The sequence below is a fragment of the Gordonia jacobaea genome (assembly GCF_001186365.1).
GTDB lineage: Bacteria > Actinomycetota > Actinomycetes > Mycobacteriales > Mycobacteriaceae > Gordonia > Gordonia jacobaea.
In genome coordinates this window covers 293,441-320,066 of record NZ_LDTZ01000014.1, presented here as the reverse complement: position 1 = coordinate 320,066, position 26,626 = coordinate 293,441, and the positions used below count along the sequence as shown (strand labels likewise).

Below are 26,626 nucleotides of genomic sequence, written 5' to 3'. Positions count from 1 at the left end.
TCGTGCTGAACAGGTGCCGTTCGTCGGCTAGGTGGCAACGTGAGACCCTTGTCACATGATCGACGTCGATCGCCCGAAGATCGAGGGCTCCGTAGCTGTCGGAACGCACGCAACTGACCGCACGAAACGACGAATGGGGTTCGCCGAGTTCGGTTCGGCGTCCGGACGCCCGATCCTGTGGTTCCACGGCACGCCGGGTGCTCGTCGACAGATCCCGCTCGAAGCCCGCGAGTACGCCGCTGCCCGCGGAGTGCGGCTCATCGGTATCGACAGGCCGGGTGTCGGATCGTCGACGGCCCACCCCTACGACTCCGTGCGGGACTTCTGCGCCGACCTCACCGACGTCCTCGACGCGCTCGGCATCGACGATTTCGGTGTCATCGGCGTCTCCGGCGGCGGCCCGTACGCGCTGGCCGTCGCGCACGAGTTCGGTCCACGCGTCCACGTCGCCGGAATCGTCGGCGGCGTGGCCCCGACCGTGGGACCGGAGGCGATCGGCGGTGGCGCGGTCGCGTTGGCACGCCGCGCCGCACCCGTCCTACCCGTCCTCGGGGCACCCGTCGGGCAGGTGATCAGCACCGCACTGCGCTTCGTACGGCCGATCGCCGAACCCGCGATCCTGCTCTACGGCAGGCTCTCCCCCGCCGCCGACCGCGAGTTGCTCAGCCGCCCGGAGTTCCGCGCGATGTTCCTCGACGACCTCCTCAGCGGCGGGTCGCATCGCATGGAGGCACCGTTCAACGACGTCCGGGTGTTCTCCCGCGACTGGGGCTTCTCGGTCAGCGACGTCTCCACCCCGGTGCGCTGGTGGCACGGGGACCGCGACCACATCGTCCCCTACGCGCACGGCGAGCACGTGGTCTCGCTCCTGCCCGACGCCAAGCTGTTCAGCCTGCACGGCGAGAGCCATCTGAGCCTGTTCGGGATGTCGACCGACGTGATGGACGAACTGCTCGCCGTCTGGGACCAGGCGACGGTTGCGCCGCCGAGCCCCGCGGGCGAGTAGGACCAGAAAAGTTCACCTCATCTGTGTCGATTTACCTTCGGCAGTGCCGAAGGTGGCGTGCAACAGATGAGGTGGATTTTCGGCATTTAGCCACATAGGGGTTTCCTCACGGGCTGTGAGTCGACGGGTGTTTGTGGCGCTCGGTTGCGCCGTGGTCGGATCAGATGATGAGTACGTCGATCGTGGTCACCGGCCATCGCCAGCGCGAGGCCTGGGTGCGTAAGGAGATGCCGCCCGTCGAAGAGGTCCGGCCGGGCCTCTGGTCGATTCCGGTTCTCATTCCCGAGAACCCGCTGCGCTACATCCTCGTCTACGCATTGGCGACGGCAGACGGTCGGCTCGCGCTCATCGACACCGGCTGGAACACCGACACGGGCTGGAAGATGCTCGTCGACGGAATCCATTCCACCGGACACGACCTCGCCGACGTCTCGCACGTCTTCGTCACCCATCTGCACCCCGACCACTTCGGACTCGTCCCGCGCCTGCTGGAGCCCACCGACCCGCAACTCGCGATGCACAACGCCGATGCCCGTCACCTGCGGTTTCACAGCGAGGAAGAACTCGCGGGCGAGTTCGTAGCCGCTCAGGAGGACCTGCGTGTCCTGGGCGCTCCGACCGACGTCGCCGACACCGGCCTCCTCGAATTCGTCCGGCTCCCGGGAGGTCGCACGATGGACGTCGAACTCGACGACGACGTTCCGCTGAACGTTCCCGGGTGGAATCTGCGTGCGGTGTGGACCCCCGGCCATACGGCGGGACACCTGTGCTTCGCCGACGACGACGCGGGCGTCATCTTCACCGGCGATCATCTGCTCCCCCGGATCAGCCCGAATGTCTCGACCAATCCGTTCCAGACGCCGAGCCCGCTGGCCGACTACCTGACGTCGCTCGCGCGCACCGAGCACATCGGCGACCTCGAGGCCATGCCCAGTCACGAGTACCGGTTCCGCGGGCTCGCCGATCGGGTGACCGATCTCCTGTCGCACCACGAGGAGCGACTCACCGAGATCGCCGAGGCGATCTGGAACCAGCCGGGCGCCACAGCGTGGGACGTCACCCGCGCTGTCACGTGGTCTCTCCCGTTCTCCGACCTGTCGATTCCCCTGTCCCGCGTGGCATTGCGAGAGACCAACGCGCACCTTTTGGTACTGGAAGCGCGCGGCATCATCTCGTCGACGGGCCACGAGCCGGTGCGCTGGACGGTCACCGACACCCGACCCGCCGATCACAGCATCGAATCCGCGACGATCGAATCCGCAACCACGAGAGGAACTCTGCGATGACCCCGGTACGCACCGAATTCGCCGACGGCGTAGCCGTTTTCACCATCGACCGCCCGGAGGCGCGCAACGCCGTCAATCAGGAGGTCGCGCAGCAACTCGCCGCAGCGATGGACGAGTTCGAACGTCGCGACGACATCACGATCGGCATCCTCACCGGGGCGGGTGGAACCTTCTGTGCCGGTATGGATCTCAAAGCGTTTACCCGTGGTGAGCTGCCCAGCGTCGAGGGTCGTGGCTTCGGCGGTATCGCCTCCGCTCCCCCGAGCAAACCACTCATCGCGGCCGTCGAGGGTTGGGCGCTGGCGGGCGGGTGCGAACTGGCGCTCTCGGCCGACCTGATCGTCGCCGCCGACGACGCGAAGTTCGGTCTGCCGGAGGTCAAGCGCGGACTCGCGGCCGCAGCGGGCGGTCTGCTACGACTCCCCAAGATCCTGCCCTATCAACTCGCCATGGAGATCGCACTCACCGGCGATCCGATCACCGCCGCCCGCGCCCACGAGTTCGGTCTGGTGAACACCCTGACGCCGTCGGGTGGGGCACTCGACGGCGCGCGTGAACTCGCCGCGCGGATCGCCGCGAACGGCCCTCTGGCGGTGCGTGCCACCAAGCAGGTCGTCAGCATGGCGATCCGCTACACCGACCCCGATCTGTTCGCGGCGCAGCGCGGCATCCTCGATCCCGTCTTCGTCTCCGACGACGCGCAGGAAGGCGCCCGCGCCTTTGCCGAGAAGCGCGCACCGAAGTGGACCGGCCACTGATCGAGGTACCCCCTCGCCTACGATCGAGAGGTGGACCTGCACCTTGCCACCTATTTCGTCGCGGTCATCGATCACGGCGGTATCACCAAGGCTGCGCAGGCGCTCTACATCTCCCAGCCGTCGCTGTCGCAGGCGATTCGTACGCTCGAACGCAAGCTCGGCGTCACGCTGTTCGACCGCACGGGGCGTCGACTCGAACTCACCGAGGCGGGCGCACGCGTCGAGGTGATCGCGCGGCGCGTCCTCGCCGATGTCGAGCGAGCACGTCTACGAGTCGGCGCCGTCCGCGAATTACGTTCCGGGACAGTGGATATCGTCACCGAATCCGCGTTCGCCGTCGCACCCCTCGTCGCGATCGTGCGTGATTTCCGTGCCCGCTTCGACAAGGTGATCGTGCGAATCCTCGCCGCCGACGGTCCCGCGGGCATCCTCGCGTCGCTACGCAGCGGGCGAGCCGAGATCGGACTGATCGATTCCACCGCCGACCATTCCACCTTCGTATTCACTCCGCTGGGCACACAGGAACTCGTCCTTGCCGCATCGCCATCGCTGAGCGTCGACGCCGACGAGGGTGTTGTCGCACGCGAGTCCGTCCGGTCGCTGCCACTGCTGCTCGACCTCTCCGATCCGTCGACCGGGGGTCTTCTCGCCGACATCATCTCCGACGGCGCGCGCAACGTGATGGTCGACTGCTCGCACCCGCCGACCATCCGCGAGTTGGTCACCCGCGCCGTCGGCGCGACCATTGCACCGCGGGAGTCGGTCGCCGAGCAGATCCCGGACGCCACGACCTACAGCCTGGACCCTCCGCTACGACGAGACTTCGGTCTGATCATGCGCTCGGGCCAACCGTCGCCCGCCGCAGCGGCCTTCGTCGCCGTTGCACGCCAGACATGCGGCGCCCCAACACGAGTCGACGACTCGGTCTTCGAGTAACCCGTGGAACTGCGCCAGATCGAGTACTTCCTCGCCGTGGTCGAGCACGGCGGCATCGGCGGGGCGTCGGTGTCGCTCGGCGTGACACAACCGACGGTGTCCCAGGCGCTGCGCGCACTCGAACGTGAGCTCGGGGTGCAGTTGTTTCACCGGATCGGCCGCGGGATGGTGCCGAGCGCTGCCGGACGTGCACTCGTCGGCTCGGCGCGACAGATCGTGCGCGACGTCGAGTCGGTCGACGACGCGCTTGCCGTCGGCAGTGATCAGATCACCGGACGGGTGGAGATACTCGCCTCACCGTTCGCCGACGGTGCCACGATCGCCGAGGTGGTCGCGGCATTCGTCGACGCGCACCCCACCGCCACCATTCGGGTGGGTGAGCTCGACGACGAATCACTCGCAGCAGCAGTGATCGAGGAGGGACGCTGCGACTTCGTCGTCACGCATCTCCACCCCGTCGAGACGGCGGTCGACGACGCTCTCGAGGTGATCGTGCTCGGCGAGCAGGAGTTCTGGCTCGTCTGTCCGTCGGGCACCGTCCTGCCCGACGGTCCGATCGACATCGCCGACCTCCCCCACATCCCGATGGTGTTCGTTCCGCGCGGCGGGACAGTCGCCGACGAGATCGAGAGCGCCATGCGCGAAGCGGGCGTGCGGCCACCGATCGCGGTGCTCGCCGAAGACCGCGAAGAGCGACTACCCATGGTGCTGGCAGGAATCGGCGCGACGTTGCTCGAACGCCGTGTCGCGCAATCGGTTGCCGATCGCACCACCGTGCGGCCGGTTCGACCGCGATTCGTCCGCAACTTCGCGCTCATGTACGACCCGACGGCGTTGTCGGTCGCCGCACAGGCTTTCGTCGACGTCGTCAGCGCCCGGAGCTGATGAGTTCGGGGCTGATGAGCTCGTAGATGGTGGCGTTGGCCATGCCACCGGCTTCGCACATCGTCTGCAGTCCGTAGCGAATACCGTTGTCCCGCATGTGATGCGCGAGGCGCGTGGCAAGGATGGCACCGGAACCCCCGAGTGGATGGCCGACGGCGATCGCCCCGCCGAGCGGGTTGAGTGCCTTCTCCGCCGCGCCCGTGTCGATCTGCCAGGCCAGCGGCACCGGCGCGAAAGCCTCGTTGACCTCGAACGCGCCGATCTCGTCGATCGAAAGTCCCGACCGCTCAAGCGCTTTGGCCGTCGCGGGGATCGGCCCCGTGAGCATGATGACCGGATCGTCGGCTGCGACGACGGTGGTGTGAATCCGCACCAGCGGCACCAGACCGTGGGCCGCAGCGGTCTCGCTCGACATCACCAGCAGTGCGCCCGCGCCGTCGGAGATCTGTGATGCGTTGCCCGCGTGAATGACGCCGTTCTCGTCGAAGACCGTCCGGAGTGCGCCGAGTGACTCCAGTGAACCGCCGCGTCGAATTCCCTCGTCACCCTCGAGCACACCGGGCAACGTAGCGAGCTGGGCGTCGAATGCACCCGAATCGGTTGCTGCGGCTGCGAGTTCGTGTGATCGAAGCGCGTACTCGTCGAGTTGAGTGCGGCTCAGTCCCCACCGTCGTGCGACCTCTTCTGCCCCGATGCCCTGACTGAAACGGTCGACGCCGAAGCGGTCGAGGACGGTTGCCGGCTGGCTCTCCCCGTTGGGCGCCGCCGTACCCATCGGCACGCGACTCATGGACTCGACTCCGCCCGCCACGACGACGTCGAGTTGTCCGGAGATCACTGCGGCCGCGGCCATCGCCAGCGCCTGCTGACTGGACCCGCACGCCCGTGTGACCGTGGTTCCCGGGACCGTTGTCGGCCACCCCGCGGCCAGCACCGCCGTACGTGCGATGTTTCCCGCCTGCTCGGAATGTTGGCTCACGCAACCCCACATGACGTCGTCGATGATCGCGGGGTCGATCCCGGTACGTTCGACGAGTGCTTCGAGCACGTGCGCCGAGAGGTCAGCGGGATGGATGCCGGCCAACGCGCCATTTCGGCGTCCGATAGGGGTGCGCACCGCGTCGACGATCACTGCATCTGTCATGCATTCGAGCCGACCACTTCTCACCCGGTGACCACAAGTAGATTCGCGTTCACGGACCCATAGCCGCGACCTATCCTGATTCGCCCAGTCCCCCTGACGTCTCTACACATTGACTCGCCCTATCGGTGTGTTAGCCGATCCGGCCGTTCCTTCCGGGTATGCCACGGGTGCATGCTGGAGACCATGCAGCGCACCGTATTCACCGAAGACCACGAGGCCTTTCGCAAGACGATCCGCGACTTCATCGCCAAGGAGGTCGTGCCGGTCCACCACGAGTGGGAGAAGCAGGGACACCCTCCGCGTGACTTCTACCGCAAGCTCGGCGAGTTGGGTGTGCTCGGCATCGAGGTGCCCGAGGAGTACGGCGGCGGAGGCGTGCACGATTTCACGTATTCGCTTGTCGTGTCGGAGGAAACCTCGCTTGCAGGCGTGACCTTCGGCAGCGAGTCGGTGCACACCAACCTGATCCTGCCGTACCTGATGGAGTACGCGACCGACGAGCAGAAGCAGCGGTGGCTACCCGGATTCGCCTCGGGCGACATCATGTTCGCGATCGCCATGACCGAACCGGGCACCGGCTCCGACCTCGCGAACATCTCGACGACGGCCAAGCTCTCCGAGGACGGCAGCCACTACATCCTCGACGGCGCAAAGACGTTCATCACCGGTGGCGCGCTGGCCGACCGCATTCTGGTGGTCTGCCGCACCGCACCGTTCGATCCCGACAATCGTCGTGCCGGACTCTCGATTCTGGTGGTGGACACCACGTCCGAGGGCTTCGCGGTCGGACGGAAGCTGGAGAAGATCGGCCTCAAGGCATCGGATACCGCAGAACTCTCCTTCTCGTCGGTGCGCGTACCCGTCGAGGATCGGCTCGGCGAGGAGGGTAAGGGGTTCTCCTACCTCACACACAACCTGGCGCAGGAGCGCCTGAGCATCGCGATCGGAGCGTCGGCAACCGCGAACGCTGCTCTGCAGCACGCCCTCGCCTACACCCGAGAGCGCGACGTGTTCGGCAGGCCCGTCGCATCGTTCCAGAACACCAAGTTCGTACTGGCCGAGTGCTCAGCCGACGTCGCGGCGGTGCAGCAGTTCGTCGACCAGGCGCTGATCCTGCACAACCGGGGCGAACTCTCGGTGGCCGACGCCGCGCGCGCCAAGCTCTTCGCCACCGAGACCGCCGGCCGCGTCATCGACAAATGCCTGCAATTGCACGGCGGATACGGCTACATCACCGAGTACCCCATCGCGCGCCTGTACGCCGACACCCGCGTCTCCCGCATCTACGGCGGCACCAACGAGGTGATGAAGACGATCATCGCCAAGGACCTGGGGCTCTAGAGGGGCCTCGACATCAGCGACCCTTGAGTTGGTCCAGCCAGGTGCGGGCGGAGGCGTCCGACGGCGAGCGCCAGTCGCCACGCGGCGAGAGTGACCCGCCCGAACCGATTTTCGGCCCGTTGGGCATCGCGGTGCGCTTGAACTGGTTGCTCATGAATCGCTTCAGGAACGTCGAGAGCCAGTGCTCGATCGTCGCGGCGTCGTACTGGTTTCGACGCTCCGGCGCGATCAACTCCGACCACGCGCCGCGTTCCCGGTCACCCCACGCCTGGCCGGCCAGGTAGGCGATCTTGTCGGGGCGATACCCGAAGCGCGTCAGGTAGTACAGGAAGAAATCGTGGAGTTCGTAGGGGCCGACGGTGTCCTCGGTGCTCTGGATCGCGCCGTCGTCGCCCGGCGGGACGAGTTCGGGCGAGATCACATCGTCGAGGATCTCTGCGAGCGTGTCGGTGGTCTCCTGCGAGTACTGTCCGGTCGAGATCATCCAGCGAATCAGGTACTGGATCAACGTCTTCGGGACCGAGGTGTTGACGTTGTAGTGCGACATCTGATCGCCGACACCGTAGGTACACCAACCCAGAGCGAGCTCGGACAGATCACCTGTCCCGAGCACGATTCCGCCGTGGAAGTTCGCCAACCGGAACAGGTGCGAGGTCCGCTCGCCTGCCTGCACGTTCTCGAAGGTGACGTCGAAGACCTTCTCGCCCTTGGCATATGGATGCCCGATGTCGGCGAGCATCTGCTCACACGACGGCCGGATGTCGAGTTCGGTGCCGGTGACGCCGAGAGAATCCATCAGCACATGTGCGCGCCGCAGCGTCGCGCCGCCGGTGGCGAATCCCGGCATCGTGTACGCGAGGATGTTGGTGCGCGGCAGGCCGAGTCGGTCGAAGGTGTCGACGGCGACGAGCAGTGCGAGCGTCGAATCGAGACCACCGGACACCCCGATGACGATCTTGTCGATGCCGGTGGCGCGCAGACGTGCAGCCAGGCCCTGAACCTGGATGTCGCGCACCTCGCGGCACCGTTCGTCACGATCACCGGCGTCGGCGGGAACGAATGGGAATCGTGCGACCGAGCGTCGCAGATCGTCGTCGGCGAGGTCGAGGTCACCGAACTCGAAGTCGATGTGGCGCAACGACGTCAGACGATCCTCGAGATCACCGACCTGATCGTGGAAGCTGCCCATCCGGATGCGTTCCTGGCGCAGTCGGTCCAGGTCGACGTCGGCGACGACGAGTTGCTCGGCCGTCGCGAACCCCGTACTGCGAGTGAGTAGTCCACCGTTCTCGGCGATCAGGGCGTCACCGTCCCACGCGAGATCGGTTGTGGATTCGCCATATCCGGCGGCAACGTAGACGTAGGCCGCGATGCACCGGGCGGAAAGACTGGTGCACAACGACTTCCGATACGACTCCTTGCCGATCGTGACCGGCGAACCCGACAGGTTCGCGAGAACCGTCGCACCTCCCAGGGCGGCCCAGGTGCTCGGCGGGATCGGCACCCACGCGTCCTCGCAGACCTCGAGATGCAGCGCGAAACCCGGCAGGTCGACGGCGTCGAAGATCAGGTCGGTGCCGAACGGAACCGTCTGTCCGAGCAGCGTCACCGTGTCGGCGAGTGCGTCGCGGGCCGCGCTGAAATAGCGCTTGTCGTAGAACTCGCGGTAATTCGGCAGGAACGCCTTCGGTACGACGCCGAGAATCCGACCATCACGCAGCAGGACGGCGCAGTTGTACAGCCCGGCGTCGACGACGAGCGGCAGGCCGACCGCCACCAACGGGCGCAAACCCTCACTCGCGGCGACGACGGTGGCGAGGGCGTCGAGCGCGGCGTCGATAACCGCGTCCTGTTGGACAAGATCGTCGATGCTGTATCCGGTGAGTCCCATCTCGGGGAACACGACGAGCGCAGCACCCTCGGTGGCCGCCTGCCGCATCAATTCGACGGTGGCCTGCGCGTTGGCCACCGGGTCGGCGATACGGACGACCGGGACCGCGCCCGCTACTCGGGCAAATCCGTGGCGATAGATGGACACAGGGCAAAGCTTAGTGACCGGATGACCCCATCACCGCAAGACCTCAGTCGCCACACACCTCGAGAAGCGTCTTGAGCTGCTCGTCGAAGGCGTGGGCGAGGAAGTCGACGTCGGGGATCTGATCGGTACACCCGAGGATGCCGACGTTGAGCTCGCCGTCGGCCGAGAACACCGTGATGTTGAGGCCGAGCCCGTGGAAGATCGGCCCGAGCGGGTAGACCGCGGTGACACGCGCGCCGCAGAAGTAGACGGGAATGTCGGCGCCCGCGACGTTCGACACCGTCACGTTGAAGATCGGCGGATGCTTGAGTGCCAGTTTCCGGTCGCCGTAGAACTTCATCAACGTCGACATCGTTGTTCCTGGCGCGAACTGTGCCCACGCACGCAGGATGTTCGCGTCGATGTCGGCGTGGTGTGCCTTTGCTTTCCGCGAGAGTTCTGCAGCGCGCTCGATCCGTTCGACGGGATCTGCGACGTCGGAGGCCAACTGCGTGAACATCCCCGACACCTTGTTGGTGCCCTGCACCATCAAGCCGCTGTCGTCGGCGCCGTGGACAGATACCGGCACCATCGCGACGAGTGGTCTGTCCGGCAGCTCGTTGTGCGCCAGCAGATACTCGCGCAGCGCCCCGCCGGTGATCGCCAGCACGACGTCGTTCACCTTGACGCCGAACCGATTCTTGACGCGCTTGATGTCGGCGAGTGAGAGCTGGGTCAGTGCGATCGAGCGGTGCGGGGTGATCGGCCCGTTGAATCGGGTGCGCGGCGCCCCGAACGGCGCGGGCATCGCCTCGTGCGAGCGCGCCCGACGCAACCACGCGACCGGAACCGAGACCGTCTCCGGGAGCAATCGAGCCATCGCGATCGGACGTCGGATCAGGTAGTGCACCGCTCCCGTCGCGGCGAGCAGCGCATGCGACGACCCGCCCGCTGTCTGATGCAGCAGATCGGCGTCGAGGTCGGGCTGCTCGGGCGACAGCGAGAAGAGCTGCGACAGCACCTCGGCGCTGCCGACGCCGTCGACCGCGGCGTGGTGCATCCGCAGCATGATCATGATCCGCCCGTTGGACAGTCCCTCGATGACCCACAGTTCCCACAGCGGCTTCGCCCGGTCGAGGGTCTGCCCGGCCAGATGCCCACAGAGTTCGGTGACCTCGCCGATCCCGCCCGGCGCCGGAACCGCGACACGGTGCACATGCCGGTCGATGTCGAAATGGTCGTCCTCCACCCAGGCGGGGTGGTCGATGTTGATCAGCGAGTTGTCGAGCTTGCGTCGGAACTTCGGGGTAGCACGGACGAGCTGTCGCATCTGATCACGGATACCGCTGAACGAATACCCACCGGGAATCGTCGACGGATCGATTTCGATCAGGCCGATGATCTGCATCAACTGTGACCGCGTCTCCATGTACAGGAACGAGGCATCCAAACCGCTCAGCCGCTCCATCGCAAATCCTCCGCATCCTGCTCGCCCGCGCCGTCGCGCGCACGCCCGTCTTCGTCGTCGGGCCGATGATGAAATCGAACCACGTCGATGCGTCGTCGCGCTCCTTTTCCATAACGCTTCGCGCACCCGCCGTAGTTCCCTACGATCAGCCCGATGCGCACCGAAAACGCCGCGTCTGCCGCGGATGCCCGATTCTCGCCGACCCCATTCGATCTCGACGAGTTGTCGGAGGCGTTCGACGTCTTCGAGGCCACCGTCGCGGGCATCGCCGCGGAGGCCCGAGCACAGCCGTCCGAGGCGCCCGCGGCATGGGCCCGATTCGCCGACCTCTTCACTCCCGACGCCGACTACATCGAGCACGCACTCGGCACCATGCACGGCAGGGACGAGATCCGCCCGTGGATCGTGAAGACGATGACGCGCTTCCCCGGCAACCACATGGTCGCCTTCCCCAACCTGTGGAAGGTGTTCGACGCCCCCACCGGTCGGGTGATCTTCGAGGTCGACAATCCGATGTGCGATCCCGGCGACGGAAGCGTGATCACCGCCACCAACATTTCGATCATCACGTACGCGGGTGACGGCCTGTGGCGGTGCGAGGAGGACATCTACAACCCCATGGAGTTCGGCAGCGCCGCGATGCTGTGGTGTGACAAGGCGCGCGAACTCGGTACTCTTGACGACGACGCCGCCACGTGGGCGTCGACGTTCGGCCGAGCGTTTCGGGGGTAACGCTTGCGAGCCAAGTTTCGACACCGTAAGTGCGTACTTGGGTAACGCCTGCTCGGTGCCGTAGCCTTACTGACTGACTTGGATACATGTCGGTCACCGAGCCAGGCATGACAACCAGAGACGACAGTCGGAGACTACGACAGTCCGACCTGTTTCGATGTGGACCGTTCGGAGGAACGAACAATGGCACGTGAGCTCACTCAGCTTGATCTGCTCCGCGAGCTGGCACCGGTTGCCGAGGACAACGTCAACCGGCACCTGAAGATCGCGAAGAACTGGAACCCGCACGACTACGTCCCGTGGGACGAGGGTCGTAACTTCGCCGCGCTCGGCGGCGTCGACTACGACCCTGAGCAGTCGCAGCTCGATGAGGTTGCGAAGGCCGCGATGATCACGAACCTGCTGACCGAGGACAACCTGCCCTCCTATCACCGGGTGATCGCCGACAACTTCTCGATGGATTCGGCATGGGGCTTCTGGGTCGGTCGTTGGACCGCCGAGGAAAACCGGCACTCGATCGTCATGCGCGATTACCTCACGGTGACGCGCGGCGTCGACCCTGCCCAGCTCGAGGCCGACCGCATGGTCCACATGACCAACGGTTACTCGCCCGAGTCCGCTGCAGGCGACCGCGTCGAGGAGATGATGGAGAAGGGCGGCGAAATGGGCCTGCTGCACTCCGTCGCCTACGTGACGTTCCAGGAGCTCGCGACGCGCGTCAGCCACCGCAACACCGGCAAGGCGTGCAACGATCCGATCGCCGACAAGATGCTTCAGCGCATCGCGGCCGACGAGAACCTGCACATGATCTTCTACCGCAACATCTGCGGCGCCGGTATGGACATCGCTCCCGACCAGACGCTGCGTGCCGTGACCGACATCGTCACCAACTTCCAGATGCCCGGCGCCGGAATGCCCAACTTCCGCCGCCACGGCGTGTTGATGGCCAAGCACGGCATCTACGACCTGCGTCAGCACCTCGAAGAGGTCATCCAGCCCGTCCTGCGCAAGTGGAACGTCTTCGATCGCGACGACTTCTCCGCCGAGGGCGACCAGACCCGCGAGGAGCTCGCAGCCTTCCTCGAGCAGCTCGAGAAGGACACCATCAAGTTCGAGGAGATGCGCGACCGCGCACTCGCCCGCGAAGCCAAGAAGCGCGAGCGTCAGGCGTCCTGACGCAACCATTGGCTTGACGACGACGATCCGAACCCCAGCAGCGCCGGCGCCCTCCACGATCCACGAGGGCGCCGGTGCGCTGTCGGCTGCGCACGCCACCCCGCTCCAAGCAACCCCGCTGCGCGACACCCGCTTGCGAATCGGCACGATCGAGCTCGCCAGTCCCGTGGTGCTCGCACCCATGGCGGGCGTCACCAACGTGGCGTTCCGCACGCTGTGTCGCGAACTCGAATTGGCCCGCACCGGCACGGTGTCGGGTCTGTACGTCTGTGAGATGGTCACCGCCCGCGCGCTCGTCGAGCGGCATCCGGTCACGATGCACATGACCACGTTCGGCCCGGACGAGAATCCGCGGTCGATGCAGCTCTACACGGTGGATCCGCGCTACACCTACGAGGCAGCCAAGATGATCGTCGACGAGAATCTCGCCGACCACATCGACATGAACTTCGGCTGCCCTGTCCCGAAGGTGACCCGCAAGGGCGGCGGCTCGGCGATCCCGTACAAGCGCACCCTGTTCCAACGAATCGTCGCAGCCGCGGTCAAGGCGACCGAGGGCACCGACATCCCCGTCACCGTCAAGTTCCGCATCGGAATCGACGACGAGCATCACACGCACCTCGACGCCGGACGCATCGCCGCGGGCGAGGGCGCGAAAGCTGTTGCGCTCCATGCCCGTACGGCTTCACAGCGGTACTCCGGCGAGGCCGACTGGGCCGAGATCGCCCGGCTCAAGGAGCACGTGACCGACGTACCTGTGCTCGGTAACGGCGACATCTTCGAACCCAAAGACGCGGTCGCGATGATGGCGCAGACCGGATGCGACGGCGTCGTGGTCGGACGCGGCTGCCTCGGTAGGCCGTGGCTGTTCGCCGAACTCGCCGCCGAACTCAACGGGCTGCCCGCACCCGCCGCACCGAACCTCGGCGAGGTCGCACAGATCATCGTCAGGCACGGCGAGTTGCTCGCCGATCACCACGGCGAGGACAAGGGCATGCGCGAGATGCGCAAACACGTTGCCTGGTATCTGCGCGGATTCCCGGCCGGTTCGGAGATTCGTTCGCGCATGTCGCTGGTGTCGACGCTCGACGAACTCCGCGACCTCGTCGGGTCACTTCCCGCCGACACACCGTTCCCCGAGGACGGGCACGGTCCGCGTGGGCGGCAGGGGTCGCCCGCCAAGGTCGCGCTCCCCGACGGCTGGCTCGACGATCCCTACGAGGATGTCGTCCCCGCAGGCGCGGAAGTGATGCACTCCGGCGGCTGAGGCGCTTCTCAGGACCTATCAGTACTATGTCCGAAGGTCCCGCAGGCGGGATCTGAGTTCTTCCTGCTTGCCGCAGCGTTCAGCCCCGACGGGGCGGCAGCGTCACCACGGGGTACGAGGATATGTGACGTGAGTCGTTGGACACCCAAGCCGCACGGCGACGAGCCGGGCGACCGGGACGATTCGACGTCCTCATCGACTCCACGCGCTTCACGCACCTCACGACCAGCGAACCCCAATGACGGCAGGCTTCGTGAGCCGCGCTCCGCCGATCGGTACGTCCGCGGCCGTAGTCGCATGACCGTCCGCGAGCTGATGGAGCAGATGAACGCCGATCCCGGCGCACGCTCCGATTCCCCGTCCGGCACCGCGGCTCCCGCCGACAAAGCGACCGATTCTGACAAGCCGCCTGCATCTAGCAAGCCGACTGCATCCAACAAGCCATCTGCGTCCGACAAGCCGTCTGCTTCTGACGAATCGACCGGCGCCGGCACGCAGCCACGAGGTGATTCATCGCCGACCGAGGCCATCCCACGAGTCGGCGGCTACCGTTCCGGACTGCGTCGAGCTCGGCGTGGGACAGACCGCGCCGCCACGGACAAGCCGTCGAATCGCCCCTCCGACACGCCAGGGGCCAACGAGGTCACGCGCAAGATCCCGATCGTCGGTGCCACCCCAGAACCGGTCGTCGACCTCAGTGACAGGGCGACGACGGAGCGGGTCGTCGAGGAATCACGGGCACAGGGGTCACACCTCGAGCCCGCCGCATCCGGAAATTCCGCCACGTCCGGAGATGCCGCCGCACCCGACACGCCCGAGCAGACCCCCGCTGCTCCTGAACCGGAGCGCGAGCCGGCGTCCCCACCGCTCGAGCCCACTCCCGACCTCACCGAGACGATCGCGCTGCGTTCACGCCCGCAACGTGTGGGGCGTCGACGTCACGACCGCACGACACGCCAGAACGTCGCGTTCACCGGCCGCATCATGGTCGCCATCGCGTGCGTCATGGCGCTCGTCGGGACCGGCTTCGTGTGGGGGTACATGAAGTCGAAGAACAGCGATTGGCGGACCATCGCCGCCGTCGACCCCGACGACACGAACATTCGCAACAAGGACGCCCAGTACGGCGACGAGAACTACCTGATCGTCGGCACCGACACACGCAGCGGCAAGAACGGCAAGGTTGGCGCGGGCACCACGGCCGACGCCGAGGGCGCACGTTCTGACACGGTGATCCTGGTCAACATCCCCGCCAACCGCAGCCGCGTGGTTGCGGTCTCGTTCCCGCGGGATCTGCAGGTCGACCGACCCGAATGTCAGGATTGGGACAACGACGCCGGAACCTATACCGGCGACCTACCCGCGGCCAGCCAGGTGAAACTGAACAGCGTCTACGCCGACGGCGGACCGAAGTGCCTGGTCAAGGTCATCACCGAGATGAGTGGTCTGAACATCAACCACTTCATCGGGATGGACTTCTCCGGCTTCGAGAAGATCGTGCGCGCTGTCGGCGGCGTCGAGGTGTGCTCCACCACTCCGGTGTACGACTACGAACTCGGCCAGATCCTCTCCAAGCCGGGCAAGCAGACGATCACCGGTCGCAAGGCGCTCAACTACGTTCGCGCCCGCACGGTGTCGACGGATGGCAACGGCGACTACGGACGCATCAAGCGCCAACAGTTGTTCATGTCGTCACTGCTGCGGTCGACGCTCTCAGGCAACGTCCTGTCCAATCCGGCCAAGCTCAACAGCATCGTCAACACCTTCATCAAGAACAGCTACGTCGACGGCGTCGACACGCAGTCACTGCTCAAACTCGCCGACTCGATGCAGGGTATCGAGGCGGGTCGCGTGACGTTCCTGACCATCCCGACGTCGGGTACGGCGACCGACGGCTCGAATAACGAGATCCCGCGCACCGACGACATCAACGCCATCTTCAACGCGATCATCGACGACGACCCGCTACCCGGCGAGCAGGCCGCGAAGAAGAAGCAGAGCAGTTCGTCGAAGAAGCAGACCACGGCTGCGGGCGCCACCACGAGTACGTCGCAGACGCCGTCGACGGTCTCGGCCACCGCGCAGAACCCGAGCAACGTCGGGGTGCGTGTGCTCAACGGCACGGGCAAGGCCGGGCAAGCCGCCGACGCGTCCGACCAGCTGACCGCCCAGGGCTTCGACGTCCGCGGCGTCGCGGATGCGTCGGAGAACCGCACAGACACTGTCGTGCGCTACGGGCCGGGTGAACAGGACTCTGCTGCAACACTCGCCGCGATGTTCCCCGGCGCCAAGATCCAGAGCGACAAGACAGTGAAGTCGGGCGTCGAGGTCATTCTCGGCAGCGACTTCGCCGGCAGCGTCACCAGTGCTCCCGCCGCAGGCGAGACGCTATCGGCGCAGGCACTGCCTCCAGCGGCGAACTCCAGCAATCTGCCCAACGATCTCGCGGTGACCAACGCGGGAGACACCACCTGCTCCTGACGGGCGCACGTACCGCGAGCAGAGCTACTCACCGCGCGTTCACGGTGTGTTCACCACGCGGAAGATCGTGATCTGCGGCACGCACAGTACCCTTGAGGGTATGCGTACCGCGTATCAAGAACAGCTGCATTCACTGAATGCGGTGCTCGGAGAAATGTGCGATCTGGCCGGTTCAGCAATGGACCGTGCCACCCAGGCCCTCTTGCAGGCCGATCTCGCCATTGCCGAGGAAGTGCTGTCGGAGAACGACAAGCTGTCCGAACTGTCCGCGCGCGCCGAGGAGCAGGCGTTCGCGCTTCTCGCGCTCCAGGCTCCCGTCGCAGGCGACCTGCGCGGAGTCGTCAGCGGGTTCCAGATCGTCGCAGACGTCGACCGTATGGGCGCGCTGGCGCTGCACGTCGCCAAGGTCGCCCGACGACGCCATCCCGCGAAGGCCCTGCCCGAAGAGGTCAACGGCTACTTCGCCGAGATGGGCAGGCTGGCAGTCCAGCTCGCCACCAACGCGCGCGAGGTCCTCGACACGCAAGATCCCGAGGCTGCGGTTCGTCTGCAAGAAGACGATGACGCCATGGACGATCTGCATCGCCACCTGTTCACGGTGCTGATGGACCGGGACTGGCAGCACGGAGTTGCCGCAGCCGTCGACGTCACCCTGCTGGGCCGCTACTACGAGCGCTTCGCCGACCACGCCGTACTCATCGGCCGTCGGGTCGTCTTCCAGGCCACCGGCCAGACGCCCGAGCAGTTCCAGGACGCTTCTTAAAGCACAGACGCTTCCCGACACACCCCCACCACCGACGTCGGTGGATCACACCCCGGTTCGGATGTGATTCACCGACGTTTCTCGTCGTGGAGGGCGTCCTGACTTCACGCACACCAGGCGCGCAGTCTAGGGTGAGCGCCATGGGCGTGCACTATCCGGCAGAACCTGATTTCAATGCCGAATCCGACGACGAAGCCGAAGCACATCTCCGGCGACGCCAGCTGTTCGTCTATGTCGGCGTGACGCTGTCGCTCGTCGCTCTGCTGGTCATTCTGTTGCTCAACATGTAAGCCCCCCATCAACGCAAAAGACCCGCGACGATTCCTCGTCGCGGGTCTTTGTCTGCTTGTGGGCCTGTGCGTTGTGCCCTGCCGGTGATCAGCCGAAGCGGCCGGAGATGTAGTCCTCGGTCTCGCGCTTGGTGGGGTGCGTGAAGATGGTCTCGGTGTCGCCGATCTCGACCAACTGTCCCGGCTGGCCGACGCCCTCGAGGTTGAAGAACGCGGTCTGATCGCTGACACGCGCAGCCTGCTGCATGTTGTGCGTGACGATGACGATCGTGAAGTCCTTCTTGAGCTCGCCCATCAGATCCTCGATGGCCAGCGTCGAGATCGGATCGAGCGCAGAGCACGGCTCATCCATCAGCAGGACGTCCGGCGACACCGCGATGGCACGCGCGATGCACAGTCGCTGCTGCTGACCACCCGAGAGACCGCCACCGGGCTTGTCGAGACGGTCCTTGACCTCTTCCCACAGGTTGGCGCCGCGAAGGCTGCGCTCGGCCACCTCGTTGAGCTGCTTCTTGTTGCGAATGCCCTGCAGGCGAAGACCTGCGACGACGTTGTCTCGGATCGACATGGTCGGGAAGGGATTCGGCCGCTGGAACACCATGCCGATCGTCGTACGGACACTCGTCGGGTTGACCTCTTTGGAGTAGATGTCCTCACCGTCGAGCAGCACACTGCCGACCGCATAGGCTCCGGGGATCTCCTCGTGCATGCGATTGAGCGTGCGCAGCACCGTCGACTTGCCGCAGCCCGACGGACCGATGAACGCGGTGATGCTGCGCGGCGGCACTGCAAGAGTCACGTCCTTCACGGCGTGGAACTTGCTGTAGTAGATATTCAGGTCTTTGATGTCGAGGCGCTTGGCCATGGCATTACTCTCTCGTGCTGTTGATGTACGACGCTGTTGCTGGGCGTGCGGTCTTACCTGGACTTGGGTGCCAGGAACTTCGCGAGCAGCGCTGCGACGATGTTGAGGATGGCGATGATGATGATCAGCGTCAGCGCTGCACCCCAGTAGTAGAACGACGACGCCGGCTGACTCGCCGCCCACATGTCCTTGATGAACAGAGGCAGCGAGTTCATACCGCCCTCGAAGGGGTTGGTCTTGACCAGCGAACTCGCCGGACCCGCGAGGATCAGGACTGGGGCGGTCTCACCCATGATGCGTGCGATGGCGAGGAAGATGCCGCTGAGCATGCCCGACAGCGCGGTCGGGATCACGACACGCATGATCGTCTTCCACTTGGGGATGCCCAATGCGTACGACGCTTCGCGCAGTTCGTCGGGTACGAGCTTGAGCATCTCCTCCGACGATCGGACGACGATCGGGATCATCAGCAGGATGAGCGCGAGACTGACCATGAAGGCGCTCTGCCCCATCGAGAGTCCGATCACGAACACCGTGAAGATGAACAGCGTCGCGACGATCGACGGCACGCCCGCGAGAATGTCGACCATGAAGCTGACCGGTTTGACCAGCTTCGACGTCGGGTACTCGACCAGGAGAACGGCCGTGAGCACCGCGATCGGGACCGAGATGATCGTGGCGACGAGCGCCTGGATGATCGAACCGACGATCGCCGGCGCGATTCCCGCGCCGTAGTCGGTTGTGGTGTCGACTGCGTAGCCGTCGCCGAACCACCAGTTCGGGTCGGTGATGGCGCTCGCTCCATTCGAGAGCACCGTCCACAGCAACCACACCAGTGGAATGACGCCGAGCGCGAAGCAGATGAAGAAAGCGGCGCGCGCACCGTTGTTGCGGATTCGACGACTCAGCGAGATCTCGCGGAATGCCGACGGATGTTGTTTGACCGGGCCGCCGCCTGCGCCCTTATCAAGTGCGATGCTCATCCGTTGACCTTTCCGCCTGCGACCGTGCGAGCGACCGCGTTCACCACGAATGTCAGGAGGAACAGCACCAGACCGGCCGCGATGTAGGCGCTCTGGGTGTCCTGGCTACCGACGAACTCGCCGACGTCGCGAGCGATCTTCGACGCGAACGTGTCGCCGCCTTCGAACAGCGACCACTTGAGGCGGCCGACGGCGGCACTCAGGATGATCATGACGGCGATGGTCTCGCCGAGCGCACGTCCGAGCGCCAGCATCGCCGCGGCGATCATGCCGGAGCGTCCGTACGGGAACGAGGTCATCCGGATGACCTCCCACTTCGTCGCACCGAGGGCCAGTGCCGCTTCTTTCTGGCCGGGAGGGGTCTGGCGCAGCACCTCTCGGGTGATCGAGGTGATGATCGGCAGCATCATGATCGCGAGCACGATGCCCGCGGTGAAGATCGTGCCGCCGCCGCTGACTGACGTGCTACCGGCGGAGAAGAGGAAGAACCAGCCGAGCACGCTGTTGAGCCATTCCGCGAACGGCGCGATCACCGGAGCGAGGACGTAGATGCCCCAGAGACCGAAGATGATCGACGGCACCGCTGCGAGCAGATCGATGACCGCGGCGAGCGGGCGGGCGACCTGTCGCGGGGCGTACTCCACGAGGAACACCGCGATGCCGATCGCGATCGGGGTGGCGATCACCAGGGCGAACAGCGAGGTCAGAACCGTCGCTCGGAACAACTCCCAGATGCCGAAACGCACCGTGTCGTTGTCGAAGTTCGCCGAACTGACGTCCCACTGGGACGAGAAGATGAAGTTGGCGTGGTTCGCCAGCATCGCCGGTATGGCATTGACGATCAGTGCAATGCCGATACCGGCGACGAGGACGACCACGAAGAAACCCGTGCCCCGCGCGAGGTAGGAGAAAAGCTGGTCGCCGAGTGCGCCGCGGTGGCTGCGCAGGCCCGGGTGGAGCTGCTCTTCGAGCTGCTCCTCGGAATCCGGAGGCAACTGGTCGGACGATTCGGGAGGCTGCGTGCCGGGTTCGGGCGGGGTCTCCGCCTTCCCCCGGCCCACACCGGTGGTGTCATCCACAGACATAACTCATATCGCTTCGGGTCGGTGTTTTCGTGTGGTTACTGAAGGGCGTTGATCGACGAAGTCAGCTTCTGCTGGAATTCGCTCGGCAGCGGGATGTAGCCCGCGTTGATCAGATCCTGGCCCTGGTTCTGCGGTGCAGACGCCACCGAGAGGAACGTCTTGACACCCTGGCCAACCGAAGTATCGGCGTACTTCGAGCAGACGATCGAGTATGTTGCCAGAATGATCGGGTACGCGCCCGCCTCGGTCGGCTTGTAGAACGATTCGGTGTCGATGACCATGTTGTGGTTGTCCGGACCGTTCTTGAGAGTCGCCGCCGCGATGGTCTTGCCGCCGGTCTCAGAGTTCAGCTCCACACCGCTCTTGTCCTGATCGGTGATGATCTTCGCCATCGACAGCTTGTTGGACTGCGCGTACGCCCACTCGACGTAGGCGATCGATCCGGGGGTCGGCTTCACTGCGGAACCAACGCCGGGGTTGCCCTGCTTGCCTTCGCCGACACCACCGTTGAAGGTCTTGCCCGCACCCTTGGTCCATCCGCCCGCGGCGGTCAGGTACTTCTGGAAGTTGTCCGTCGTGCCCGACTGGTCAGCGCGGTAGATCACGCTGATCGCAGTGCTGGGAAGGGTCTTGCCCGGGTTGTCGGCGGCAATCGCCGGATCGTTCCAGGTCTTTGCCTCGCCGCTGAAGATCTTGGAGAGCGTCGGACCCGACAGCGCGAGATCGTTGACACCATCGACGTTGTAGGTCACGGCGATCGGACCGAACACGAGCGGCAGCTGCCATGCTTCCGAGCCACAGCGCTGTGCGGCCTTCTGGATCTCGTCGCCCTTCAGCGGCGAGTCGGAGCCACCGAAGTCGGTGAGATTCTGCGTGAAGTCGGAGACACCCTGTCCCGAGCCTCCGCCACCGTAGGCGAGCTCGTGACCGGGGCAGGTCTTCGCAAACGAGGTGGAGAAGATCTTCATGGCGTTGGCCTGGGCTGTCGAACCACTCGCCTTGAGTGACTGCTTGCCCTCGCACTTGATGTCAGTCACCGCTGAGGCGGGCGCTGCGCTCGTGCCGCCCTTGTCAGCATTGCTGCTACACGCACCGAGAACGAGGGCGGAGCTGGCGGCCATCACGGCGACAGCGGCTCCTGTACGACTCAATTTCACTTTCTGGTTCCCTCCAGCATCAGAACATGGCAGTCCCGCCAAGCGGCTTTGCCCGGTCGCAATGACAGTAGGGTGCCGTGGTGGACGTACCGGGCACCGAAGGTGAACGGAAGATGAATTGGACATCTCCGGCGCGGCCTGCGCGTATTAGGTAAGCCTTTGTTAAAGTCTCCAGGAAGATGAGTAGTTCAGCCACTTCCCCCGACGCGTCGCGCACTTTCACAGGCGCGGCCATCGACGCGCATCACAGTGGCCATCGCAGCGCCGTCGTCGTCGGTCCGCTCGATCTCCCGGACGCGAACTGCGCGTCACACCGACTCATCCGCTTCGCGAAGCGTGGCCCCCACACACGCATCGGGCTCGTACCATCACACGATCGTCGCGCCTGGTCATACGAGCCCGACAGGTTGGCCGACGCCGTCCACACCGCGCCACCGACCGACGATCCCCTGGCGTTGCTCGACGTATTGGCGGCGCTTCCACCTCGGCATCTGCGCGTCGTACTCAGTGGCCGCTACCTGGCAATCGACTACGACCACGGCCTCGGCGACACCACGCTCCTCAACACCATCGTCGACGTTCTACTCAGCGAGGAGATCCCCGAAACCATCACGACATCTCCGAGCGGGTGGACGCCGACGCGTGCTCTCGCGCTCGCAGGTGCGGCCGTGTTGTCGAATCCGCGGCGGCTCATCGCACTGGCCCGGATGCATCGGTCCCGCGACTATCTGGCATCGCAACCCTCGGCGTTGGTGCCGGTCGATCCGCCGCGGTCGGCGACGAGCGTATTCGTGCGGACGCCGCGCGACGTCGTCGAATCGATGCGCGCCGCGCGGACGTCGCGCGCGCCAGGCGTCGGGATGTTCACATTGCACACCGTCGCGCTCGTGCGCGCTCTGACCGCCGCCGGGTTGCGGGTCAATCCGATGGTCACACTTCCGTTCGACGCGCGGGCCTACCTACCCCGGTCAGTGGGCACCATGGCGAACTTCGCGGCAGGCCTCGACTTCGCCGTGCTTCCCGACACCGCGCCGGTCGCGCTACAGGTAGAGCTGTCAGAGGCGGCGTCCATAGGTCGCCCCGTGGCGAATCTCCTTGTGACAGCAGCAAAGTCGAGAGCAGCCGAGTCAAGAGCCGCGGGGAGGTCGAGGTCCACAGAAGGCCGAAGTGTGGAGGCGACCGGCCAACAGTCGTGGGCGCCCGCCGGCGAGGCGGCGATCGACCTACTGCACTCGTCGGGCGGCGTCGTACCGGGACGTGGGCGAGGGTGGGATTTCGTCGACACCGACAGGGCGCTTGTCATCGGCATCGCCGAGCCTCCGTCGCCAACCGGGATCACGGTCACAAGCACGTCGGTCGCCGGAAGCCTTTGTCTTACAGCAACCTTCCGCGACGATGTCTTTCCCGCCGACGCGGTGACAGCCGCGCTGGCGGACCTACCGGCGCAGGCGCTGGCGGCGCTCGAAGGGACGATCACCGCACCGAGGTAGTGGGTCGATCACATCAGGCTACTTTGGTTAGCCTTCCCTAATATTTATGGGTTACGCTACCGAGGTCCGCCGTCCCGCATGCCGTCCGGAGTCGAAGTTGCCGCACCCGCACCAGCAGTCCGTCACGCCCACCCTGTCGGCGATCATCTGCTGCTATACCTCCGATCGCGCAACGCTTCTCACGCGCGCCATCACCGCGACACGCGCGCAACTCCTCGACGTCGACGAGCTCCTCGTCGTGGTCGATCACAACGACGACCTGCTCATCTCACTGACAGCGCAGTTCCCCACAGACCACTCCGCGGTCACGGTTGTCGCGTCATCGGGGCCGCGGGGACTGTCCGGAGCCCGAAACACCGGCGCTCGCGTGGCACGCGGTGACGTGTTGGTCTTCATCGACGACGACGCCGAGCCGGTACCCGGGTCGTTCGCCGCGGTTCGATCGCGATTCGCCGACGACGACATCAGTGCCCTGGGCGGTGCAATCGATGCCCGGTGGCTTGCCCCCAGGCCGACATGGTTCCCCGAGGAGTTCGGCTGGGTCGTCGGCTGCGATTATCGCGGCCTACCAGGGCACAGTGCGCAGATCCGCAATCCGATCGGGGCTGCCATGGCCGTGCGGCGCGATCGGCTCGAGGCCGTCGGAGGCTTCTCGACGGCGCTCGGTCGGCGCGCCAATCTCCCCGCCGGCTGCGAGGAAACATTGATGGGAATCGCTCTGCGCCAAAGGTTCCCGGATTCGACGATTCTGCGCGACACGCATTTCCGTGTCCTCCATGCGGTGTCACCCGACCGCGCCCGCTTCGCGTACTTCGCACGTCGCTGTTACGAAGAGGGACGCTCCAAGGCAACCCTGTCACGCCTGACCTCAACCGACACAGCGCTTTCCACCGAGCGTGGGTACGCGACCCGCACTCTGCCGCAGGGTGTGTGGCGTTCACGCCACACACCGACGCGGGTCGCGGCGCTCACCGCCGAGGCCCGTTCGGTGCGAACCGCGATCCTCGCAGGCGCACAACGTTTCACCGACCGCCCGGCCATCCGCATGGCGGGTCAGAGCCTGACGTACGGCCAACTCGTCGACCGAGCCACGTCTGCCGCGGCGTCGATCACCGCGCATGCGAGTGGAGCCTCGAATCCGATTGTCGTGCAGGTGGGATTGTCACCCGATGCGGTCGCACTCGTTCTCGGGGTGTTTCTCTCCGGACATCCGATCGTCGCCCTCGACCCGCACCTACCCGCAGAACGCGTCTCGACGATCCTGGCCGAGCTCGAGAAGCACGACCGCCGTGCCGAATTCATGATCGCCGACGCCGAGCACCTCGACGCCGCCCGCGCCGTCGCTGCCGCCCACGAGCTTCCGGTGACCGACCTCGCGGCGATCACACAGCGAGGCGCCGCCGCGGGCCCCGGAACAACCGCGGGTCTCGACAATCCCGACAGCCTCACCAGCATCCAGTTCACGTCCGGCTCGACGGGCACACCCAAGGGCGTCCTGCACCCGAATGGCATGTGGCTCTGCGATTCCGAGCTGATGCGCACCGGATTCTCGATCACGCCGGGACGTCGGGTCGCGCTGTGCCTGCCGATCAGCTTCGGTGCCGGACTCAACGTCCTGATCGGTTCGCTGATCAACGGGGCCGACATCACCGCCGTCGACCCGCGTGACCGCACCGCAGCTGCGGTACTCGACGAGCTCGCCGAGTGCGCCGCCGACGTCACCTTTCTCACCCCGGCACTGCTGCGTGCGCTCACGAGCGCACGCGAGGCGACCGGCCATCCGGCGTGGACATCGTTGCGTCGCATCATCACCACCGGCGAGGCACTGACGTCCGACGTCGCACAGGCCGCGCTGTCGCACGCTCCCGAGGCCACGGTGACGAACTGGGTGGGATCGTCGGAGACGTCGGCACTTGCTTACTTCGATCTCCGCGCGGGAGAGCACGTCTCTCCCGGCCCGCTTCCCGCAGGCGTTCTCGCGCCACACAAATCGGTCACCATCGACGACGACGGTCGCGTCGTCGTCTCGTCGCGTCACCTCGCACTCGGATATCTCGACCCGGCCGCCGACGAGGACCGCTTCTCCCGCGACGCCGACGGAGTACTCAGCTTCCGCACCGGCGACAGGGGTACGTGGGACGGCGCGACGCTCATCCTCACGGGCCGCGTCGACGACGCCGTGAAGATCAGGGGCTATCTCGTCGAGCCCGCGGAGGTGCACCGCGCGATCATGTCCGACGGCGACCTCGCCGAAGCCGCAGTGATCGCACGGAAGGAGCCCGATTCCGGCAGGACCGAGCTGCTCGCGTACGTCGCACCAGTGCCCGGTGGCCGCACCCCACCGGCGGCCGAAATCCGCACCAGACTGCGACAACGACTGCCCGAGTGGATGATTCCCGCACACGTTGTCGAGCTCGCCGCCCTCCCGAGAACTGCGCGCGGCAAGATCGACCGGGCCGCACTACCCGCGCCGACCCGACACATCGACCCGCCAGTCGGCGATCTCGAGATGTCGGTGGCAGCGATCTGGTCCGAGGCCCTCGGGCTCGACGAGATCGGACGTGACGAGAACATCTACGCACTCGGTGCCGACTCGCTGACGGTGGCACAGATCCTGGTCGGAATCACCCGGCGCCACGGCGTTGCACTCACCCAGGCCGACGCCGCGTCGGCACCGACGGTCGCGGCGATGGCACGCACGCTGGATGCACGCCTGCGACCGGATTCCGTTGCCAGCAGTAGCGATTCACTCTCCCCGACGACGGTACCCCTACGCCGCGGCGACGGGCAGACGGTCTTCTGCTTCGCGGGCGCGGGCGCGTCGGCGTTGGTGTTCGTCGCGCTGGCAGATCACCTCGCCGGCGATGAACGGATCGGATCGATCTACGGATTCCAACCCCACGGCCTGGAGAATCGCGGTTTCCCCGACTGGACGGTCGGTATGGCCGCGCGCAGACATCTGCGCGATCTGCGTCGCCTCCAACCGAGCGGACCCTATGTGCTGCTTGGCCATTCGTTGGGCGGATTGATCGCACTCGAGGTCGCCCGACGACTCCGCCACGCGGGCGAGCAGGTCGAGTTGGTGATGACGCTCGACACGTTCGTCCCGCAGCACACCGCTCGCGCCGTCGGCTCGTCGGCACAGACCCCCGCGACCACCGAGACCACCGAAGGTCCCCAGTTGTCTCGATCAGAGTTGTGGCGCAATCGAATTCAGTTGCTCCGCGCCGGGTTCCTCACCGACGAACCCGTCGAGTCGGCACGTGCGATGGAGCAGGTCGGTTGGCGTGTCGGCCGGTTCCACCGCCCCGCGCCGTATCACGGCCGGGTACTCGTCGTGCTCGGAGCCGACAACCACCACGACGAGCGGGTCTGGACCGACCATCTCACCCCGGGCGACATCACGATAACCCGGATTCGGGCCGATCACATGTCGATCGTGCGCGAGCCACACATCACCGAGGTGGTGGGGCACTTCCTCCACGCGCTGCCCTGA

The 26,626-nt window shown here is 65.8% G+C and carries 21 protein-coding genes; 14 read left to right on the top strand and 7 right to left on the bottom strand.

What is annotated here, in order from left to right; genetic code table 11:
* Positions 1 to 55: 55 nt before the first annotated feature.
* The 5 genes from ABW18_RS04445 to ABW18_RS04425 all read left to right on the top strand — a co-directional run bounded on the left by ABW18_RS04445 (position 56) and on the right by ABW18_RS04425 (position 4,871).
* On the top strand, positions 56 to 1,006 hold the full coding sequence (locus ABW18_RS04445; protein WP_049697771.1) for an alpha/beta fold hydrolase: 951 nt from the start codon (positions 56 to 58) through the stop codon (positions 1,004 to 1,006).
* Between the two features lie 167 nt (positions 1,007 to 1,173).
* Positions 1,174 to 2,292 carry an MBL fold metallo-hydrolase gene (locus ABW18_RS04440; protein WP_200903218.1) on the top strand — a complete coding sequence of 373 codons (1,119 nt, stop codon included), beginning with the start codon at positions 1,174 to 1,176 and terminating at the stop codon, positions 2,290 to 2,292.
* Positions 2,289 to 3,050, top strand: coding sequence for a crotonase/enoyl-CoA hydratase family protein (locus ABW18_RS04435; RefSeq protein ID WP_049697769.1), 762 nt, complete (start codon positions 2,289 to 2,291; stop codon positions 3,048 to 3,050). Before ABW18_RS04440 ends, ABW18_RS04435 begins: the two co-directional genes overlap by 4 nt.
* A 30-nt stretch (positions 3,051 to 3,080) precedes the next feature.
* Positions 3,081 to 3,986: a LysR family transcriptional regulator gene (locus ABW18_RS04430; protein WP_049697768.1), complete on the top strand. Its 906-nt coding sequence runs from the start codon at positions 3,081 to 3,083 to the stop codon at positions 3,984 to 3,986.
* A gap of 3 nt (positions 3,987 to 3,989) precedes the next feature.
* Positions 3,990 to 4,871 carry a LysR family transcriptional regulator gene (locus ABW18_RS04425; RefSeq protein WP_049697767.1) on the top strand — a complete coding sequence of 294 codons (882 nt, stop codon included), beginning with the start codon at positions 3,990 to 3,992 and terminating at the stop codon, positions 4,869 to 4,871.
* On the opposite strand, the gene ABW18_RS04420 is transcribed toward ABW18_RS04425, so the two are convergent.
* Positions 4,855 to 6,015, bottom strand: a complete 1,161-nt coding sequence (locus ABW18_RS04420) for a thiolase family protein (protein ID WP_049697766.1) — start codon at positions 6,013 to 6,015, stop codon at positions 4,855 to 4,857. The genes ABW18_RS04425 and ABW18_RS04420 overlap by 17 nt on opposite strands.
* A gap of 183 nt (positions 6,016 to 6,198) precedes the next feature.
* On the opposite strand from ABW18_RS04420, the gene ABW18_RS04415 reads away from it, so the two are divergent.
* On the top strand, positions 6,199 to 7,356 hold the full coding sequence (locus ABW18_RS04415; RefSeq protein ID WP_049698058.1) for an acyl-CoA dehydrogenase family protein: 1,158 nt from the start codon (positions 6,199 to 6,201) through the stop codon (positions 7,354 to 7,356).
* Positions 7,357 to 7,369: 13 nt separating this feature from the next.
* On the opposite strand, the gene ABW18_RS04410 is transcribed toward ABW18_RS04415, so the two are convergent.
* On the bottom strand, positions 7,370 to 9,394 hold the full coding sequence (locus ABW18_RS04410; protein ID WP_049697765.1) for an NAD(+) synthase: 2,025 nt from the start codon (positions 9,392 to 9,394) through the stop codon (positions 7,370 to 7,372).
* Between the two features lie 43 nt (positions 9,395 to 9,437).
* Complete coding sequence (locus ABW18_RS04405; RefSeq protein ID WP_049697764.1) at positions 9,438 to 10,841, bottom strand: WS/DGAT/MGAT family O-acyltransferase; 1,404 nt, start codon at positions 10,839 to 10,841, stop codon at positions 9,438 to 9,440.
* 153 nt (positions 10,842 to 10,994) lie between these two features.
* Between ABW18_RS04405 and ABW18_RS04400 the strand changes: the two genes are divergently transcribed.
* The 6 genes from ABW18_RS04400 to ABW18_RS22970 all read left to right on the top strand — a co-directional run bounded on the left by ABW18_RS04400 (position 10,995) and on the right by ABW18_RS22970 (position 17,550).
* The gene (locus ABW18_RS04400) at positions 10,995 to 11,573 is read left to right on the top strand and encodes a nuclear transport factor 2 family protein (protein WP_049697763.1); all 579 of its coding nucleotides are present in this window, start codon (positions 10,995 to 10,997) and stop codon (positions 11,571 to 11,573) included.
* A gap of 183 nt (positions 11,574 to 11,756) precedes the next feature.
* Positions 11,757 to 12,749: an acyl-ACP desaturase gene (locus ABW18_RS04395; RefSeq protein ID WP_049697762.1), complete on the top strand. Its 993-nt coding sequence runs from the start codon at positions 11,757 to 11,759 to the stop codon at positions 12,747 to 12,749.
* A gap of 133 nt (positions 12,750 to 12,882) precedes the next feature.
* Positions 12,883 to 14,016: a tRNA dihydrouridine synthase DusB gene (gene dusB, locus ABW18_RS04390; RefSeq protein WP_268760657.1), complete on the top strand. Its 1,134-nt coding sequence runs from the start codon at positions 12,883 to 12,885 to the stop codon at positions 14,014 to 14,016.
* A gap of 129 nt (positions 14,017 to 14,145) precedes the next feature.
* Positions 14,146 to 16,497, top strand: a complete 2,352-nt coding sequence (locus ABW18_RS04385) for an LCP family protein (protein WP_049697761.1) — start codon at positions 14,146 to 14,148, stop codon at positions 16,495 to 16,497.
* Between the two features lie 100 nt (positions 16,498 to 16,597).
* Positions 16,598 to 17,260 carry a phosphate signaling complex protein PhoU gene (phoU, locus tag ABW18_RS04380; protein ID WP_049698056.1) on the top strand — a complete coding sequence of 221 codons (663 nt, stop codon included), beginning with the start codon at positions 16,598 to 16,600 and terminating at the stop codon, positions 17,258 to 17,260.
* A gap of 140 nt (positions 17,261 to 17,400) precedes the next feature.
* Entirely contained in the window at positions 17,401 to 17,550 is a 150-nt protein-coding gene (locus ABW18_RS22970) for a hypothetical protein (RefSeq protein WP_168431243.1), read from the top strand.
* 88 nt (positions 17,551 to 17,638) lie between these two features.
* Here ABW18_RS22970 and pstB read toward each other — a convergent pair whose 3' ends face one another.
* From pstB to pstS, 4 genes are read right to left on the bottom strand one after another with little or no spacing between them, the layout of a single operon-like run.
* A complete protein-coding gene (pstB, locus tag ABW18_RS04375; protein WP_049697760.1) occupies positions 17,639 to 18,415 on the bottom strand; it encodes a phosphate ABC transporter ATP-binding protein PstB in 777 nt (258 codons plus the stop codon).
* A gap of 53 nt (positions 18,416 to 18,468) precedes the next feature.
* On the bottom strand, positions 18,469 to 19,398 hold the full coding sequence (gene pstA / locus ABW18_RS04370; RefSeq protein ID WP_005204269.1) for a phosphate ABC transporter permease PstA: 930 nt from the start codon (positions 19,396 to 19,398) through the stop codon (positions 18,469 to 18,471).
* Positions 19,395 to 20,483 (bottom strand): phosphate ABC transporter permease subunit PstC, encoded by a 1,089-nt coding sequence (pstC, locus tag ABW18_RS04365; protein WP_049697759.1) that lies wholly within the window; start codon positions 20,481 to 20,483, stop codon positions 19,395 to 19,397. Before pstC ends, pstA begins: the two co-directional genes overlap by 4 nt.
* A gap of 35 nt (positions 20,484 to 20,518) precedes the next feature.
* Positions 20,519 to 21,640 carry a phosphate ABC transporter substrate-binding protein PstS gene (gene pstS, locus ABW18_RS04360; protein WP_197494557.1) on the bottom strand — a complete coding sequence of 374 codons (1,122 nt, stop codon included), beginning with the start codon at positions 21,638 to 21,640 and terminating at the stop codon, positions 20,519 to 20,521.
* A 179-nt stretch (positions 21,641 to 21,819) separates the two neighbouring features.
* Here pstS and ABW18_RS04355 point away from each other — a divergent pair, with 179 nt between their 5' ends.
* Both ABW18_RS04355 and ABW18_RS04345 read left to right on the top strand, forming a co-directional pair.
* Positions 21,820 to 23,130 (top strand): hypothetical protein, encoded by a 1,311-nt coding sequence (locus tag ABW18_RS04355; protein WP_049697757.1) that lies wholly within the window; start codon positions 21,820 to 21,822, stop codon positions 23,128 to 23,130.
* A gap of 46 nt (positions 23,131 to 23,176) precedes the next feature.
* Positions 23,177 to 26,626 (top strand): AMP-binding protein, encoded by a 3,450-nt coding sequence (locus ABW18_RS04345; RefSeq protein ID WP_082938027.1) that lies wholly within the window; start codon positions 23,177 to 23,179, stop codon positions 26,624 to 26,626.